16 protein-coding genes and 1 tRNA gene are annotated in these 16409 nt (G+C 60.8%); 15 read left to right on the top strand and 2 right to left on the bottom strand.

Annotated features, from left to right (window positions below):
- Window positions 1–51: 51 nt before the first annotated feature.
- The 9 genes from atpE (at window position 52) to murA (ending at window position 7879) form a co-directional block, all read left to right on the top strand.
- Window positions 52–276 carry a F0F1 ATP synthase subunit C gene (gene atpE / locus INT40_RS10320; RefSeq protein WP_101572413.1) on the top strand — a complete coding sequence of 75 codons (225 nt, stop codon included), beginning with the start codon at window positions 52–54 and terminating at the stop codon, window positions 274–276.
- A gap of 19 nt (window positions 277–295) precedes the next feature.
- The gene (locus INT40_RS10325; protein ID WP_101572411.1) at window positions 296–847 is read left to right on the top strand and encodes a F0F1 ATP synthase subunit B; all 552 of its coding nucleotides are present in this window, start codon (window positions 296–298) and stop codon (window positions 845–847) included.
- Window positions 847–1653 (top strand): F0F1 ATP synthase subunit delta, encoded by an 807-nt coding sequence (locus INT40_RS10330; RefSeq protein ID WP_101572605.1) that lies wholly within the window; start codon window positions 847–849, stop codon window positions 1651–1653. Before INT40_RS10325 ends, INT40_RS10330 begins: the two co-directional genes overlap by 1 nt.
- 84 nt (window positions 1654–1737) lie before the next feature.
- Window positions 1738–3372, top strand: coding sequence for a F0F1 ATP synthase subunit alpha (gene atpA / locus INT40_RS10335; RefSeq protein WP_101572409.1), 1635 nt, complete (start codon window positions 1738–1740; stop codon window positions 3370–3372).
- A 31-nt stretch (window positions 3373–3403) separates the two neighbouring features.
- Window positions 3404–4336: a F0F1 ATP synthase subunit gamma gene (locus tag INT40_RS10340; RefSeq protein ID WP_101572407.1), complete on the top strand. Its 933-nt coding sequence runs from the start codon at window positions 3404–3406 to the stop codon at window positions 4334–4336.
- A 27-nt stretch (window positions 4337–4363) separates the two neighbouring features.
- Complete coding sequence (atpD, locus tag INT40_RS10345) at window positions 4364–5812, top strand: F0F1 ATP synthase subunit beta (RefSeq protein WP_101572405.1); 1449 nt, start codon at window positions 4364–4366, stop codon at window positions 5810–5812.
- Between the two features lie 3 nt (window positions 5813–5815).
- The gene (locus tag INT40_RS10350) at window positions 5816–6076 is read left to right on the top strand and encodes a F0F1 ATP synthase subunit epsilon (protein ID WP_101572403.1); all 261 of its coding nucleotides are present in this window, start codon (window positions 5816–5818) and stop codon (window positions 6074–6076) included.
- A 22-nt stretch (window positions 6077–6098) separates the two neighbouring features.
- Window positions 6099–6566 carry a DUF2550 domain-containing protein gene (locus INT40_RS10355; RefSeq protein ID WP_009884056.1) on the top strand — a complete coding sequence of 156 codons (468 nt, stop codon included), beginning with the start codon at window positions 6099–6101 and terminating at the stop codon, window positions 6564–6566.
- Window positions 6566–7879, top strand: coding sequence for a UDP-N-acetylglucosamine 1-carboxyvinyltransferase (murA, locus tag INT40_RS10360; protein WP_193070641.1), 1314 nt, complete (start codon window positions 6566–6568; stop codon window positions 7877–7879). The genes INT40_RS10355 and murA overlap by 1 nt, the downstream gene beginning before the upstream one ends.
- Window positions 7880–7899: 20 nt before the next feature.
- Here murA and nucS read toward each other — a convergent pair whose 3' ends face one another.
- Window positions 7900–8595, bottom strand: a complete 696-nt coding sequence (gene nucS / locus INT40_RS10365) for an endonuclease NucS (protein ID WP_101572399.1) — start codon at window positions 8593–8595, stop codon at window positions 7900–7902.
- 472 nt (window positions 8596–9067) lie between these two features.
- Window positions 9068–10636: a cell division protein gene (locus INT40_RS10370; protein WP_193096031.1), complete on the bottom strand. Its 1569-nt coding sequence runs from the start codon at window positions 10634–10636 to the stop codon at window positions 9068–9070.
- A 228-nt stretch (window positions 10637–10864) separates the two neighbouring features.
- Between INT40_RS10370 and INT40_RS10375 the strand changes: the two genes are divergently transcribed.
- The 6 genes from INT40_RS10375 (at window position 10865) to INT40_RS10400 (ending at window position 16355) form a co-directional block, all read left to right on the top strand.
- Window positions 10865–12055 (top strand): acetyl-CoA C-acetyltransferase, encoded by a 1191-nt coding sequence (locus INT40_RS10375; RefSeq protein WP_193070639.1) that lies wholly within the window; start codon window positions 10865–10867, stop codon window positions 12053–12055.
- A gap of 39 nt (window positions 12056–12094) precedes the next feature.
- Complete coding sequence (locus tag INT40_RS10380) at window positions 12095–12409, top strand: MTH1187 family thiamine-binding protein (RefSeq protein WP_101572394.1); 315 nt, start codon at window positions 12095–12097, stop codon at window positions 12407–12409.
- 129 nt (window positions 12410–12538) lie between these two features.
- Entirely contained in the window at window positions 12539–12745 is a 207-nt protein-coding gene (locus INT40_RS10385; protein WP_101572392.1) for a hypothetical protein, read from the top strand.
- A gap of 143 nt (window positions 12746–12888) precedes the next feature.
- Window positions 12889–12962: transfer RNA gene (locus INT40_RS10390), tRNA-Arg, on the top strand.
- 118 nt (window positions 12963–13080) lie between these two features.
- Window positions 13081–14778, top strand: a complete 1698-nt coding sequence (locus tag INT40_RS10395; RefSeq protein WP_226831139.1) for a dynamin family protein — start codon at window positions 13081–13083, stop codon at window positions 14776–14778.
- Window positions 14775–16355, top strand: a complete 1581-nt coding sequence (locus INT40_RS10400) for a GTPase (protein WP_193070638.1) — start codon at window positions 14775–14777, stop codon at window positions 16353–16355. The genes INT40_RS10395 and INT40_RS10400 overlap by 4 nt, the downstream gene beginning before the upstream one ends.
- Window positions 16356–16409 lie beyond the last annotated feature (54 nt).

Here is a 16409-nt window from a genome sequence, read left to right on the forward strand (position 1 = left end):
TTGCACGGTCGGGCCAACCACCCGGCTTCATTATGAAAGGAAAAGCATCCTATGGATATGCTCGCCGCAGTTGAAGGTAGCGTTTCGACGATCGGATACGGCCTCGCCGCTATCGGCCCTGGCATCGGTGTCGGAATTGTTATCGGCAAGACCATCGAGGGAACCGCACGTCAGCCTGAGATGGCCGGCGCACTGCGCGGAAACATGTTCCTCGGCATTGCGCTGATCGAGGCACTGGCCCTGATCGGCATCGCCACCCCGTTCTTCCTGCCCTGATCACGAAGAGGACTAATCGATGACTCCGGAACTAATTCTTGCCTCGGCGAAGAACCCGCTTCTCCCCGCCTGGTATGACATCATCTGGAGTGCCATCTGTCTGCTGATCGTCTTCCTGGTTGTTTGGAAGTACGTCCTCCCGGCCTTCAATAAGACCCTCGATGAGCGCGCAGAGCGCATTCAAGGTGGAATTGAAAAGGCTGAGAAGGTGCAGGCCGAAGCCGATCAGGCTCTGGCCGAGTATCAGAAGCAGCTCGCCGACGGCCGTGCAGAAGCTGCACGACTGCGCGCCGAGGCTCAGGAAGAAGGCGCCCAGATCATCGCCAATATGAAGACCCAGGCTCATGCAGAGTCCGAGCGCATCGTTGCTCAGGCTCAGACGCAGATCGAAGCCGAGCGTCAGACCGCCATGGTGCAGCTGCGCTCGGAAGTCGGAACGCTCGCCACCGACCTGGCATCACGCATCGTCGGCGAATCACTCACCGATGACCAGCGTTCTGCCAACGTGGTCGATCGCTTCATCTCCGATCTTGAGTCGCAGTCTTCAGCACAGCCTGTCAAGGGGGCGTGATGCTCCAGTCGAGCAGATTGTCCCTGCAGGCCGTACTTGAAACCGCCAATGCCGAGATCTCCCGCGGCGACGCGCGTGAAATCGGTGCGGGTGAGCTGGCCATCGTTGCTGTTCTCGCTGAGAATGTGACGCTGCGTAAGGCCTTGGCTGACTCGTCCGAGTCGGCTGAGAAGAAGCAGCAGCTGCTGCGGACTCTGTTCTCGACTCGGACCACCGAGACGGTCCTGCGTCTGAGTGAACTGGCAGTGAGCCAGCGCTGGGCCAGGACTCAGGACTTGGTGACCAGCCTTGAGGTTGCCGGAGTGACAGCCATCGCTGCTGCCGCTCAGGTATCCGGTCAACTCGGTCAGGTGGAAGAGGAAGTCTTCCGCTTCGCCCGTCTGTGCGAAAGCGAACATGAACTGGCGCGCGCCTTGGAATCCGATGCCTCTGCGTCGACCAAGCGTGCGCTCATCGCAGACTTGCTGGCAGGTAAGGCACAGGCCGACACCATCACGCTGATCGAGCAGGCCGTTCTGTTCCCGCGCGGACTCCGCGTGGCGAAGGCCCTGGATCAGTACAGCGATATCCTCGCGGCACGACAGCAGCGCTCAGTCGCCGAAGTCACCGTTGCCAAACCGTTGAGCGAAGCTCAGACCCAGAAACTGACGGCCGCTCTGTCCGCCAGCTATGGACGCGACCTTGTACTCAACGTCCAGGTCGACCCCGCAGTCGTCGGGGGAGTCCGCGTTCAGGTCGGCGATGAGATGATGAGCTCAACAGTGGCTGATCGTCTGGCCGAAGTTCAGCGTAAGCTCGCAAGTTAAATTGAGGTGCCGGCCAGTCCGGCAGCACAGGCGGCCCATCGGTCGTCGGACGCAAGTTTTGAGTAAAGGAAGCAGGGAAACCAGATGGCGGAACTGACAATTCGCCCGGAAGAGATCCGGGACGCTCTCGGGAAGTTCGTTGACTCGTACAACCCCGAGAGCTCGGTAAAGTCCGAGGTCGGCAAGGTTGTCACCGCAGGTGACGGAATCGCCCACGTCTCGGGCCTGCCCGGCACAATGGCCAACGAACTCCTTCGGTTCGAAGATGGCACACTGGGCTTGGCACAGAACCTCGACGAGCGCGAGATCGGCGTCGTCATCCTCGGCGAGTTCGCCGGAATCGCCGCGGAGCAGAACGTCTACCGCACCGGTGAGGTACTCTCCATTCCAGTCGGTGACGGATACCTCGGTCGCGTGGTCGATCCTCTGGGTCACCCGGTCGACGGACTCGGCGAGGTCGAGACCGTCGGTCGTCGTGAGCTTGAGCTCCAGGCCGCAGGTGTGATGGATCGCCAGGAGGTTCGCGAACCTCTGCAGACCGGCTACAAGAGCATCGATGCCATGATCCCTGTCGGTCGTGGCCAGCGTCAGCTCGTCATCGGTGACCGCAAGACGGGTAAGACAGCTCTGGCCATCGACACGATCATCAACCAGAAGGCCAACTGGGAGACCGGCGATCCGAAGAAGCAGGTTCGCTGCATCTACGTTGCCATCGGCCAGAAGGGCTCCACCATCGCCGGTGTCCGTCGTTCGCTCGAAGAAGCGGGCGCACTGGAATACACCACGATCGTGTCCTCGCCTGCTTCTGACTCCGCAGGTTTCAAGTACCTCGCTCCCTACTCCGGTTCGGCCATCGGCCAGCACTGGATGTACGAGGGCAAGCACGTCCTCATCGTGTTCGACGATCTGTCGAAGCAGGCTGAGGCCTACCGTGCGGTATCTCTGCTGCTGCGTCGTCCGCCGGGCCGTGAGGCATTCCCAGGTGACGTCTTCTACTTGCACTCGCGTCTGCTCGAGCGTTGCGCGAAGCTCTCCGATGAGTTCGGCGGCGGTTCAATGACCGGCTTGCCGATCATTGAGACCAAGGCCAACGACGTTGGCGCCTTCATTCCGACCAACGTGATCTCGATCACCGACGGTCAGATCTTCTTGCAATCGGACCTCTTCAACGCCGGTCAGCGTCCAGCTGTCGACGTCGGTGTGTCCGTCTCCCGCGTCGGCGGTGCCGCTCAGACGAAGGCGCTCAAGAGCGTCTCCGGTACTCTGAAGATCTCCTTGGCTCAGTATCGTTCCCTCGAAGCGTTCGCGATGTTCGCCTCGGACCTCGACGAGACGACCAAGCGCGACCTGGCTCGCGGTGCTCGTCTGACCGAGCTGCTCAAGCAGTCTCAGTTCTCGCCGATGTCGTTTGAGAAGCAGACCGTGTCGATCTTCGCCGGTACCCACGGCTACCTCGACGAGATTCCGATCTCCGATGTGCTGAAGTTCGAATCGGAGCTTCACGATCACCTCGAGCGCAAGACCGGCATCTTCACGACCATTCGTGAGACGCTCAAGCTCGATGATGACACTTCGGCTGAGCTGGAGAACGTGTTGGCCGAGTTCACCAAGAACTTCGTCACCTCCGATTCCAGCGGATCCCAGGCCGGCAGCGAAGAAACCGCCACTGCGTCTTCGGACGAGGTCGAGCAGGAAAAGATCGTTCGGCAGAAGCGTTGAACCTGATCCGTAACAGCGAAAGGAAGAACTGATGGGAGCCCAGCAGAGGGTCTTCAAACAGAAGATCCGCTCTACGTCGTCCTTGAGGAAGATCTTCAAGGCCATGGAGCTCATCGCTGCTTCACGGATTCAGAAGGCCATTGCCCGTTCGCAGGCTGCCAGCCCCTACGCCAATGCATTGACCCGCGCGGTCTCTGCGGTGGCCAGCGAGTCCAACGTCGACCACGTGTTGACATCCGAGCCTGAGAACGTCAGCCGTGCTGCTGTTCTCGTCGTGGGCCCGGATCGCGGATTCGCAGGAGCCTACTCCGCGAACCTGCTGCGCGAAGCCGAGGAACTCATTCGGCTTCTGCACAGCGAAGGCAAAGACGTTTCGCTCTTCACCGTCGGCGGGAAGGCTGAGAACTACTACACCTTCCGCGACCGAGCGATTGTTCAGGCCTGGACTGGAATCTCCGAGACTCCGACGGCTGAGAAAGCCCGGGAGATCGGTGAGGCCCTGTTGCAGAGCTTCAATACCGAATCCGCTGAGAACGGTGTGGATGAGATCTACATCGTCTTCACGAAGTTCGTCTCGAGCGTCAAGCACGATCCGGAATACCGGCGTCTGCTTCCGCTTGAGGTCGTTGACGCGGACGAAGTCGCCACCGGCGGCGAGTCCGCACCCGCGAACGATGCGGCTGCGTTCCCACTCTATGAGTTCGAACCCAGCGCCGAGGCCGTCTTGGACTCGCTGTTGCCGCGATACATCGACTCTCGAGTCCTGGCAGCGTTGCTGAGTGCATCGGCATCCGAGCAGGCCTCGCGTCAGGCTGCGATGAAGACGGCGACCGATAACGCGGACGACCTCATCAAGACCTACACCCGGTTGGCCAACACGGCTCGCCAGGCGGAAATCACCCAGGAACTCACCGAGATCGTCGGTGGGGCCGATGCCCTTGCGGCATCATCAGCCGGCGACTGACCGGCGAGAGCAGAGAAGAAAGAGACCATGACTGCCACAGCTACGGATACCTCCCCGGCGCAGGGCACAGCCCTCGGCCGGATTTCCCGAGTCATTGGCCCGGTTGTCGACATCGAGTTTCCGCTCGACTCCGTGCCAGCGATCTACAACTCCCTGTCCACCTCGGTGGAACTCTCAGAGGGCACGCGCAAGCTGACCTTCGAGACCGCACTGCACCTGGGCAACGGCATCGTCCGTGCCGTGTCATTGCAGCCCACCGACGGTCTGGTCCGCGGACAGGAAGTCACCGACTCCGGTGCACCCATCACGGTGCCAGTCGGGGACATCACCAAGAACCACGTGTGGAACACCACCGGTGACTGCCTCAACCTCGAAGAGGGCGAGCAGCTCGAGATCAGCGAGCGCTGGCCAATCCACCGCACCGCACCTGCCTTCGACGAACTCGAGTCGAAGACTGAGATGCTCGAAGTCGGCATCAAGAGCATCGACCTGCTCACCCCGTACGTGCAGGGTGGAAAGATCGGCCTCTTCGGTGGCGCAGGTGTGGGCAAGACAGTCCTGATTCAGGAGATGATCTACCGCATCGCGCACAACCACAGCGGCACATCCGTGTTCGCCGGTGTGGGAGAGCGCACCCGTGAGGGCAACGACCTCATCATGGAAATGGACGAGGCAGGAGTGTTCAAGGACACTGCCCTAGTCTTCGGCCAGATGGATGAGCCACCAGGCACCCGTCTGCGTGTCGCACTATCGGCACTGACCATGGCGGAATACTTCCGCGATGTGCAGAACCAGGACGTGCTGCTGTTCATCGACAACATCTTCCGTTTCACCCAGGCCGGTTCCGAGGTGTCGACCCTGCTGGGCCGCATGCCATCGGCCGTGGGCTACCAGCCCAACCTGGCTGACGAGATGGGCCTCCTGCAGGAACGAATCACCTCGACGCGTGGTCACTCGATCACCTCGATGCAGGCGATCTACGTTCCTGCTGATGACTACACGGACCCGGCTCCGGCAACCACGTTCGCCCACTTGGACGCAACGACCGAGCTCAGCCGTGACATCGCCTCACGCGGTCTGTACCCGGCTATTGACCCTCTGACCTCGACGTCGCGCATTCTCGATCCGCTGGTCGTCGGCGAAGAGCACTATCGTGTCGCCAACGAAGTCAAGGCCATTCTGCAGAAGAACAAGGAGCTCCAGGACATCATCGCCATCCTCGGTGTTGATGAACTCGGTGAAGAGGACAAGCTCGTCGTCCACCGTGCTCGTCGCATCGAGCAGTTCCTGTCGCAGAACACCTACACCGCTGAGAAGTTCACTCAGGTTCCCGGTTCGACCGTTCCGCTGGCCGACACCATCGAAGGGTTCTCGAAGCTCTGCTCCGGAGAAGTCGACCACATTCCGGAACAGGCATTCTTCAACGTGGGTGGGCTTGACGATGTCATGCGCAACTACGAAGAGATGCAGAAGTAAGCCATGGCTGTCCTCGATGTGAACGTCGTAGCAGCCGACCAAGAGGTATGGGTTGGTGAGGCCAAGCGCGTCATCGCCCGTACCTCGGACGGCGATATCGGTATCCTTCCAGGCCACGAGCCTGTATTGGGTGTCGTAGCCGATGGTGAGGCGCGTATTCTCACGACAGATGAGGAGACCATTCGGGTTAAGGCCGATGGTGGTTTCCTGTCTGTTGAGAATAATCGCGTCATCATTGCCGCTGATCAGGCCGAACTTCTCTGATCCGTCAATTAAACTGGCAACTGTGAACCCTTCCGTCCTGCTGATCGTTCTGCTCTCGTTAGTAGGACTCGCCCTCGCGCTGATCGTTGTTGTGACGATTCGACGTCGGTCGATTTCGAAGCTGTCCGGTGCTTTTGATTGTTCCATCAACGTGGGCGAGGAATCCTCTTCTCGCCCACGTTGGCGTCTGGGTGTAGCAGTGTTCTCAGTGGCCTCACTGGACTGGTACCCCGTATTCGCACTGACTCGTCGTGCCGCAGTCCGTCTCCCGCGCGCCGATCTTGATATCCTCGTCCGCCGCAAACCCACGTCCGGTGAACAGTACTCCGTGTTGCCCGATGCCGTTGTGGTGGACTGCTCCTATGGGAAGGCCGACGGTCGACCCCGTTCCGTATCTTTGGCCATGGACACCGAATCGCTGTCCACGATGGCCTCCTGGCTGGAATCATCGCCCCCCGGCTTCAACCCGACGATGGGAAGGTTCACCTGATGGATGTCTTTCGCTTGACCGGTCCGAGTCGACTGCTAGGCGAAGTCGATATCAGGGGAGCTAAGAACAGCGTTCTCAAACTGATGGCGGCCAGTCTCCTTGCCGTCGGCAAGACGACGATCACCAATGTGCCGGCGATCCTCGATGTGCGCATCATGGTCCAGCTGCTCATCCGGCTGGGCTGCGACGTTGACTACGACGCCGATCGGGGAGTCGTCAGCATCGACGTTCCCGCCGAGGTCGGAATCCAGGCCGACTACGAACTTGTACGGGCCATGCGTGCATCCATCTCCGTGCTTGGACCCCTGACCGCACGGATGCGTTCGGCACATGTGGCGCTGCCCGGTGGCGATGCGATCGGTTCCCGCGGTCTGGACATGCATCAGGCCGGCCTCGAAGCCCTCGGTGCAACGGTGCACCTGGACCACGGTTACTTCGTCGCGGAAGCCCCGAATGGTCTTCGTGGGACTGACATCGTGCTCGAATTCCCCTCCGTCGGGGCCACAGAGAACCTGGTGATGGCAGCGACGCTGGCTCACGGCGTGACGACGATCTCGAACGCGGCCAAAGAGCCAGAGATCGTCGACATCTGCTCAATGCTCGTAGACATGGGCGCCCAGATCAATGGGATCGGAACCGCCGACATCACCATCACCGGTGTCGACGAACTCCGGCCAGTCGACCACCGAACGGTGGGGGATCGGATCGTCGCCGGGACCTATGCCTTCGGTGCTGCCCTGTCCGGCGGAGATGTGACCGTCAAAGGCGTTGGACTCGATCTGATGCCCAACATCGCCATCAAGCTTTGCGATTCGGGTGCCACGGTCGACGACCTCGGCGAGATCGAATTGGGAGATGGCACCCGTGGCAAAGGATTCCGCGTCGTCGGTGCCGAACGGCCACACGCGATTCGCGTCGCGACGATGCCGTTCCCCGGGTTCCCCACAGATCTCCAACCATTCGTCATCGCACTGAACTCCGTGGCCGACGGGGTCGGTCTGCTCTCGGAGAACCTGTTCGAAGCTCGTTGGAGGTTCGTCCAGGAAATTGCCCGATTGGGTGCGAAGGTGCGAATTGACGGAAACCATGCTCTGATCACCGGTGCTGAGAGTCTGTCCGGCGCCGAGGTGGAAGCCTCAGACATCCGCGCCGGTGCCGGTCTGGTGATGGCGGGTCTGCGGGCCGTGGGAATCACTGAGGTCTCCGGCATCGACCACATCGAACGAGGTTACGAGAACTTCGTGTCGAATCTACGCACTCTTGGCGCCAACATCGAACGCGTCGAAAAAGCCGACATCCTCAGCTTCGAATAGAGTTCGGCTTCGAGCAGAACTCAGAACAGTCGCGAGTCTGGGTCGTCCATGCCGCGCAGCGCATCGTAGTCGAGAACGACACAGCGGATGCCACGGTCCTCGGCCAAGGTCCTGGCCTGGGGCTTGATCTCCTGAGCGGCGAACACTCCCTGTACAGGGGTGAGCAGCGGGTCGCGATTCATCAGCTCCAGATACCTGGTCAGCTGCTCCACGCCGTCAATGTCACCGCGGCGTTTGATCTCCACTGCCACCGACTTGTGACCGTGATCCCGGGCCAGAATGTCGACGGGACCGATGGCCGTCATGTACTCACGCCGGACCAAGCTGTAGCCGTCCCCGAGAGTCTCGATGTGCTCTGCCAGCAGCTCTTGCAGATGGGCTTCGACTCCGTCTTTGACCAGTCCGGGGTCAATGCCGAACTCATGCTGGTCATCGGCGATCACCTCGGCGATGGAGATGACGAGCTTGTCACCGGTCTTAGCCTGCGAGACTGTCCATAGCTCGACCAGACCCGCATCTGCCTGCTCTTGGCTCGGATCAGTGATTTTGATCGAGCACGGGGGAGTCATCCAATTCAGAGGCTTATACGATCCGCCATCCGAATGGATGAGGATCGAGCCGTCGGCCTTGATCATGATGAGACGGGTGGCCATGGGCAGATGGGCGGTCAGACGACCAGCATAATCTACGGAACACTTAGCAATGACGAGACGCACGCGCTTTACCCTACGTGAGAGAATGGGCAGATGCCACGATCTACCTCCTCGCGTCGCAAAAACAAATGGCAGCAGACCCCACGAGAGCTCTCCGATTCCGTCAATGGGCTGCGCACAAGCCGAGATCTGCCTGATGGCACATGGTCGGTGCAGAACGTCGCCGGCAATTCGCAGGACAAGATCTATGTCTGTCCTGGGTGCGGACAGGACGTGGCATCTTCGACTCCGCATATCGTCGCCTGGCGACAGACCGCAAGATATGGCACCGAGGTGGGCGTGGACTCGCGTCGACACTGGCACTCGAGATGCTTTCAGAAATTCCGATGACGGAGTACTGGGCTCAGTTGTAGGCGGAGTGATCTCAAGGCCTGCGGGCGGGATTTCTAAGGCCGAAATTGGGATCTGAAAAGGGGCCAGTTCATTGTGAACTGGCCCCTTTTTCAATAGAACGGGTGCTCTGAGAGCTTAGACCTCAGCGCAGCGAGTTCTTCGACCGCGACGCCTTGGTGTTCTTGTTCTTCGCTCCTGAGACCTGAGCGTCGATTGCAATCGTGTCAGCGTCGGTGGCTCCGTTAGGCAGCTCGGAGTCCTCTGCGTCCTCGTCCTCTTCAGCTGAGTCGGCTGCATCAGTCTCAGACTCGGCTGCCTGAGATTCAGATGCTGCTGTGGCGTCCTTGCCTGGGGCTTCCTCGGTGCTCGTGGAAATCGCCGAGGCAGCTGCGTCGGTGGAACCGTCCGTGCCCTGTGCACCGGCATCTGCGTCGTCGGCAGCGATGTCATCCGCCTCGTCTGCTTCCTCGGGATCCTCGGCCAGAAGGTCGGCGAGCTCCTCCTCATCGGCGATCTGTTCAGTGGCGTGGGATGCGGATTCTGCCTTGGCCGGATCGACGGAATCGCCGCCCATGACACCGGGCATCGCGAACAGCGAGCGGAGCTGATCGAGCTGGGCTGTGATCGTCTTGCGCTGTTTGGTCAGCAGATCGACCTGAGACTGTGCCGATGCCACGTTGCGCTTGGCTTCGGCTGCGGACTCCTCGATTGTGGCCTCGGCCGTTGCTCGGGCTTCGCTGATGAGAGTCTGCGCACGAGTCTTGCCGTCGGCAATGATGTCGTCGGCCTTCTTCACCGCATCCGAGCGGGTCGTCTCCGCCCGCTCTGCAGCTTCTTTAGCCTCGGCATCTGCCTTGGCAGCACGCGCCTGGGCTTCGTCGATGAGCTTCTTGTTCTCAATCTGGGCGGAGTCGTAGCGCTTCTTGCGATCGGTCTCGGCGGCCTGGCGTTTGCCAGCTAGCTCGACATCGAGTTCGTCGGCAGCCTTCGTCGATGCCTCATCACGAGCCTTGGCTGCGGCGAGAAGTTCATCGGCCTGGGCCTGCGCGGTGCTGATCGACTCATCGGCCTGAAGCTTGGCTTCGGCGCGCAGGTCAGCAGCCTGCTTCTCCGAGGTGGCCTTGAGTTCAGCGAGCTCGTGCTCGAGGCTCTCGCGGGCTTCCTTCGTGGCCGCCTCATTGGCTTCCTTGGCCTGGTTGTACTCACGTTCCGCGGTCGCTTTGATTTCAGCAGCACGCTTCTCGGCGGCCTTCACCGTCTCGTCGGCGCGCAGCTCGGCCGAACTGATGATCGCGTCGGCTTCCGAGCGGGCATTGGACAGCGTGTCGTTGCTCTCTGTGTGCATCCGGGCACGGGCAGACGCAGCTTCGGCGCGTGCCTTGTTGCGGATGGTCTCTGCATCGGAGTTCGCCTGAGACAGCGTCTCGCGTGCCTGCGACTCCGCGATCTTGAGCAGATGGTCGATGCGGCTTCCGGGAGGACCGGCAGCCTCGGCGCTGTCATTGGCCGCCTTCTTCAGCTGAGCCTTCGCTTCGGAGAGCTCCCCGGCGATCTGAAGTTTCGCGCGATCAGCGTTGATGACCTGACTGCGGGCATCGGAGAGGGCCTTACGAACGGACTCGACCTCGGTTCGCAGCTGCTGCAGGCGAGAATCTACTTCACTTTTTTCGTAGCCGCGCATCGCTGTGCGGAATTCTTCGGTGGGCGTCACTGAAGCGGACTCCTGTCGTGTCAAGGGATGTGGTCAAATCGTCCACCCCCTACTCTAACGGACTCACTATGAGTGTTGGGTGCGAATTCCCAAGTGTGGACGTGTCCTGGCACGATGTGACACAGCCCCCGTGACTGAGGCCACAGACAGCTGGACTACCCTTGGAACAGGCAGCATTCCATTGACTTCCCTGCTCGTTGGCGGGGTGCAAATATCTGAGGAGAGAATATGACTGAAGCAGTGATCGTCGCGGGTGCCCGCACGCCTTTCGGACGTCTGCAGGGAGGCCTGTCATCGTTGACTGCTGTGCAGCTGGGCGGCAAGGCCATCGCAGGTGCATTGGATCGTGCGGGCATCAAGGGTGAGGACGTCGAGTACGTCATCATGGGCCAGGTCCTGCAGGCCGGGCTCGGTCAGGGACCCGCGCGTCAGGCCGCAGTCGAAGCCGGCATCCCCATGAACGTACCAGGTGTCACCGTGAACAAGCTGTGCCTGTCGGGCATCAATGCGATCACACAAGCGGCCCAGCTGGTACGGGCTGGCGAATATGATGTCGTCGTCGCCGGTGGACAGGAGTCGATGAGTCTGGCTCCCCACCTGCTGGAGAAGTCGCGTACGGGGTACAAATACGGTGACGTCGTCGTCAAGGACCATATGGACTACGACGGACTGTGGGACGCCTTCACTGATCAGGCCATGGGCGGCCTGACCGAAGAGGCCAACGCGGGTGACTTCGAATTCTCCCGTGAAGAGCAGGATGCCTTCGCGGCCCGTTCGCATCAGCGTGCGGCCCAGGCCTGGGAATCGGGCAAATTCGGCGACGAAGTTGAAGCAGTCACCATCTCCGGTCGCAAGGGCGACGTGACTGTATCCACCGATGAGGGCGTGCGTGCCGAAACCACACCTGAGTCGATGGCCAAGCTGCGCCCTGCCTTCCGCAAGGACGGCACGATCACAGCAGGAAGCGCCTCCCAGATCTCAGACGGTGCGTGTGCAGTCGTCGTCATGTCTCGGGAGAAGGCCGAAGAGCTCGGTGCCCCGATTCTCGCTGAGATCCGATCCCATGGTTGGACGGCAGGTCCCGACTCCACGCTCCAGCATCAGCCCTCGCAGGCGATCCAGGCTGCTGCGAAGAAGGAAGGCATCGCTGCCGATTCCTTCGACCTCTACGAGATCAACGAGGCCTTCGCCGCAGTCGGGCTGGCAAGTTCGAAGGACCTGGGAGTCGACCCGGACAAGGTCAACGTCAATGGCGGCGCGGTCGCACTCGGCCACCCCATCGGGGCCTCCGGTGCCCGTATCGTGCTGACCCTTGCACTCGAGCTCCAGCGCCGAGGTGGTGGCACCGGTGTCGCCGCTCTCTGCGGTGGCGGCGGCCAGGGTGACTCACTCATCGTGACCGTACCTGCACAGAACTGACATAGATCTGATCCGAGATAGATCCGAGAGGAGAGCATCATGCTCGTTGCATTCTCCGTCGCTCCCAGCGGGGGTGACAACGCGGACGCGTCGGTCCACGACGCGGTCGCCGCAGCCGTGGAAGTCGTTCGGCGTTCCGGCCTGCCGCACCGCACCGATTCGATGTTCACCACGATCGAAGGTGAGTGGGATGAGGTATTCGCTGTGGTCAAAGAGGCCACCGACGTCGTCGGCGAGTTCGGGTCGCGAGTGGCCCTGGTCCTGAAGGCCGATATTCGTCCGGGCTACACCGGAGAGATCGACGGCAAACTCGAACGCTTAGAGGAAGCCATCGACGCACGCGGTGACGCGTGACCAGCCTGCGGTCCCACATCTGATCGATACCGAAGGGTAAGTGCGGTGCAGAGGAAACTTTCGGGAAATTCCTAGTGACGTACGTCTCATTCGGGTCTACTCTTTCTGTAAGGAAGAAGGAGATGAATAATGAATGGTTCCACGTATTTCACTACAGCCACAGCACTGACGATGGTCGCCCTGCTTGGTTTCATGGCTGCCGGGTTCTTTCCGATCATCGTCGACTTCGCCTTCGCCATCGAAGCTGTGGCCGTCATCCTCGCCCTGATCGGGCTGGTGATGGTCTCGTTCGTGACGGTGCGGAAGTCACTGGAGCGTGTCGCTCGTCAGTACTGACCCACATGTCAAACGCCTCGTGAATCGAGGTGAGAGTGACCGCCCGAACACAGTGGTCCTCGTTGTCGTCCCGGAGTTCGATCTCCGGGACGACAACGAGGACCACTTTCTGTTCTGCCGCGGGCATCGGTTAGGATATTTGAGCCTCCGTAGCTCAGTTGGATAGAGCAACCGCCTTCTAAGCGGTAGGTCGCGGGTTCGAGCCCCGCCGGGGGTACTTCTCATCTATTGACGGCTCCGATGACTCTCCGGTTTTTCCCTGCACTCAGCAATTACCTCCTCTTACGGCGTGGCAATTGGTGCACAGCTGGGAAAACGTAGAGAGTGGATGCGTGATGACAGACAGTAAGAGTGCCGTGACGCCACCAGTGGGAGGGGCGCTGAGCGATATCGCGAAGCGAGTCTCAGAAACCCGCTTCACCCTGCAGACCGATGATTGCTCTGATGGTCGCAACCTGCACCGACAGCTCTCCTCAGAGCTGACGGATTACCTGCTGCCCCGGATCAATCGGACACAGACGCCCTTCATGATCGCAGTCGGCGGGTCAACCGGTGCAGGCAAATCCACCTTGGTGAATTCTCTGGTGGGGAGAACGGTGAGTCCTGCCGGTATACGTCGACCCACGACAGGCAACCCGATCGTGGTTCACAACCCGGCCGACGCCAAGTTCTTCGAATCACAGGTATTTCTGTCCGATCTGCCACGCAGCACGGACCCCACGACTTCGACTCCCTCTGTTGTGCTGATCCAAGATGAGGGCATCGAACCGGGCACTGCTGTGCTCGACTGCCCAGATATCGACTCCATCGCCGAATCGAACCGTGATCTGGCCCGTCGGATTCTGATGAGTGCCGACCTATGGATGTTTGTGACCACAGCAAACCGCTATGCCGATGCAGCACCCTGGGTACTGCTCAAGGATGCCGCCGTGCGCAACACCTCGGTAGCCATCGTGCTCGACCGGGTACCGCCGGAAGCCAACCGTGAGGTCAGGCACCACCTCTCCAGCCTGCTTTCGGAAGCGGGACTGGAGAACTCCCCGATCTTCGCAGTGGCCGAACTCGAACTGGAAGAGGGTCTGCTTCCTCACTCCGCGATCTATCCGATCCGGTCCTGGACCAGCCAGGTGAGTTCGGAGGGCCTTTCACAGGAGCGGATTCGTCAGCGGACCCTCACCGGTTCGATCGGTGCACTACCTGCTCAGGTGAAGTCTTTGGCCGATTACGCCGAGTCGCAGGAGTCCACGTTTGACCGCCTGCAGCTCAGCCTTGATCAGACTTTCCAGGCTGCAGACACAGGCCTTGCCGAGGTGTTCTCCGACGGCCGGGTTCTGCACGGTGAGGTGAATGCCAGGTGGCAGGACTTCGTTGGTACGGGGCAGCTCTTCCGCGGTCTGGAGCCCACAATGGCGCGCATGCGCGACAGAATCTCTGCCGCAGTCACCGGCAAACACGATGCTGCCTCGCCTCTGCACATTGCGATCCTGCGCAGCGCCGCGATCTCACTGCGGGAGCAGGCAATCGGCGTCGTTGACGAGGTCGGTGCTCAGTGGCTGCGTGACCCGGCCGGTTCTGCGCTGCTGGATGCCCATCCTGAACTCCGCCAGAGCGCAAGGGACCTCGAAGACTCGGTCAAGTCCGCCGTCAGCGGATGGTCCAGCGAAGTGAATGCGCTGGTGCGTGACATCGGGCAGGGCAAGAAGTCCAAGGCTCGAATTCTTTCGTTCGGAGTCGGCGGAGTCTGTGCCGTTGTCGAATACGCGGCATTCTGGGATCCGAAATACTCTTCTGAGAACAATCACGTTTCGCGCAATGACGCGAATGTCGCCCTCAGCCTCGCCGGCACGATCTTCGGTGAGCAGGAGGCCGTGAATCTCATCGGCTCGATCAGGGATCGCTTCCTGACCACAGCGGCGGGAATCGTCGGCGGTTGCCGTGCGCCCTTTGACAACGTACTACGACTATCCGCGGTACCGGCGCGGCAAGCGGGCGCACTTCGCGCCTCCGGTGATCGACTTGAGGTGGCATTGTGAACGATCCTGCACAGTCCGAGATCAGACGTCGGGCCGAAGGCATCCGGCAGACCCTGTCTCTGGGACCCGAGAAACTGAGTTCCGAAGTTCGCGCTGATGCACAGAACCTGCTCAACCGCGCCGAGGATCGCCTCGGCTTGGGGGAGGAGTTCACCGTCGTGGCCTTTGCTGGTTCCACGGGGTCTGGAAAATCTTCATTGTTCAACGCCGTCGCCGGACTGGACATCGCTCGGGTCGGCGTTCGTCGCCCGACTACGTCGCGCCCCACCGCATGCGTCTGGGGCGAAGGCGGCAACGACATCCTCAACTGGCTGCATGTGCCCGAACGCAGCCGGACCTGGCGCGAATCGGCGCTCGACGGTGACGATCAGCGCAAGCTCCATGGGCTGATCCTGCTCGATCTGCCTGACCACGATTCGACCGCAGTCAAGCACCGTGTCGAATCCGATCGACTGGTGGGGCTCGTCGACGTTGTGTTCTGGGTCGTTGATCCACAGAAGTACGCTGACTTTTCACTTCACTCCGAATACCTGGCGAAACTGGCAGAGAACAGCTCGAACATGGTCGTCGTTCTCAACCAGGTCGACAAACTCAGTGACGAAGAGCAGAAAGCTGCCGCCGACCACCTGCAGCAGCTTCTCGTTGAGGACGGGCTCACCGACACGAAGGTGCACATGACCTCCGCCCTCACCCGTGAAGGGATTCCCCAGGTCAGGTCGATCTTGGCCGACACGGTCGACTCCAAGCAGGCAGCCTCTGAGAGGCTGTTGGCCGATATGCAGGCCATGGCTAAACGGATGCAGAACGAACTCGGCGAGCCCGTGGTTCCACCTGATGAGCGTCCGGGAGCCTCAAAGCTGGTGGAGACCATGTCTGACGCCGCAGGTGTAGAAGCCGTCGCACAGACAGTCCACGATGACTACATTCGCCGTGCCTATCGCAAGACCGGATATCCGGTGCTGGCATGGATGCAGCGGAACGCTCCCGACCCGTTGGGCGCCAAACACGGCCAGGGCCGAGACGAACTGATTCGCGCGTCTGTGCCGGCGACGAGCAAAGCTCAAAGCTCTCAGGTGCGTCTGATGGCTCACGAACTGATCGCAGAATCCGTGTCGTCCATGCCGCGACCATGGCAGAGTGCAGTCGCGGAAGCCGAGAAGGAGAGCACCACCGAGCTCTCCGAAGCCCTCGACTCGGCCGTCACAGCTGTGGATATCAAACCGCAGACTCCCGGCTGGTGGTCCGTGGCCAAGATTCTGCAGATCATCTTCTTCATCGCCACGATCCTGGGCCTGTTGGGTGTCATCGCCACCGCGATCCTTGCCATCGTTATGCCGGGAACACTTCCGGGATGGAGCTGGATCGTGAGCATCGGGCTCCTGGCGGTAGGCATCATCGGATCTGTTGTGACGTCGGTGATCGCTAAATCTGCACGCGCGAAGGGAGCCGATGAGGCAGCCAGAGACGTCGATCGCACACTCCGCGAGGCCGTGGGCAGTGCGGCTCAGAGTTCCTATCTTGAGCCAGTCAACGCCGTGATCGACGAACACCGACGCGCCTACGAAACACTGCGCTGACACTTCTGTGCACATGAGCGGCGACTCATGTGCGAATGCCCTGTGGACGGTCAA

This window comes from Brevibacterium sp. FME17, from assembly GCF_014897515.1.
In the GTDB taxonomy this organism is placed as follows: Bacteria; Actinomycetota; Actinomycetes; order Actinomycetales; family Brevibacteriaceae; genus Brevibacterium.

Coding starts and splice junctions, on each gene's coding strand:
- atpE (WP_101572413.1), top strand. CDS start 52: ATGGATATGCTCGCCGCAGTTGAAGGTAGCGTTTCGACGATCGGATAC.
- INT40_RS10325 (WP_101572411.1), top strand. CDS start 296: ATGACTCCGGAACTAATTCTTGCCTCGGCGAAGAACCCGCTTCTCCCC.
- INT40_RS10330 (WP_101572605.1), top strand. CDS start 847: ATGCTCCAGTCGAGCAGATTGTCCCTGCAGGCCGTACTTGAAACCGCC.
- atpA (WP_101572409.1), top strand. CDS start 1,738: ATGGCGGAACTGACAATTCGCCCGGAAGAGATCCGGGACGCTCTCGGG.
- INT40_RS10340 (WP_101572407.1), top strand. CDS start 3,404: ATGGGAGCCCAGCAGAGGGTCTTCAAACAGAAGATCCGCTCTACGTCG.
- atpD (WP_101572405.1), top strand. CDS start 4,364: ATGACTGCCACAGCTACGGATACCTCCCCGGCGCAGGGCACAGCCCTC.
- INT40_RS10350 (WP_101572403.1), top strand. CDS start 5,816: ATGGCTGTCCTCGATGTGAACGTCGTAGCAGCCGACCAAGAGGTATGG.
- murA (WP_193070641.1), top strand. CDS start 6,566: ATGGATGTCTTTCGCTTGACCGGTCCGAGTCGACTGCTAGGCGAAGTC.
- INT40_RS10375 (WP_193070639.1), top strand. CDS start 10,865: ATGACTGAAGCAGTGATCGTCGCGGGTGCCCGCACGCCTTTCGGACGT.
- INT40_RS10380 (WP_101572394.1), top strand. CDS start 12,095: ATGCTCGTTGCATTCTCCGTCGCTCCCAGCGGGGGTGACAACGCGGAC.
- INT40_RS10385 (WP_101572392.1), top strand. CDS start 12,539: ATGAATGGTTCCACGTATTTCACTACAGCCACAGCACTGACGATGGTC.
- INT40_RS10395 (WP_226831139.1), top strand. CDS start 13,081: ATGACAGACAGTAAGAGTGCCGTGACGCCACCAGTGGGAGGGGCGCTG.